Annotated in this window: 1 protein-coding gene; it reads right to left on the bottom strand. The window is 59.3% G+C overall.

Going from position 1 to position 204, the window contains the following annotated elements; genetic code table 11:
- Positions 1–204 (bottom strand): OmpA family protein (locus A3709_RS15690; protein WP_156507798.1); only part of this gene is annotated, 204 nt, incomplete at both ends.

Here is a 204-nt window from a genome sequence, read left to right as displayed (position 1 = left end):
TCGCGCGCCACCTGGGTGGTCGCCAGATAGTCGGCCACGGATGCAGCGCGGCGCTCAGACAGGGTCTGATTGTAGGCGCGGCTACCGGTGTTGTCGGTGTGACCGGAGACGCGGATGGTGGTGTCATGGTATTTGGCCAACACGGTACCGACGGAATTCAGTACCGGGTAGAAGCTGGATTTCAGGTTGTAGGAATCAGTTTCA

Origin of the sequence: Halioglobus sp. HI00S01, from assembly GCF_001635445.1 — a bacterium.
Taxonomy (GTDB): Bacteria; Pseudomonadota; Gammaproteobacteria; order Pseudomonadales; family Halieaceae; genus Halioglobus; species Halioglobus japonicus.
Note: the sequence above shows the minus strand (reverse complement) of the source record. Positions and strands in the feature narration are given on the sequence as shown.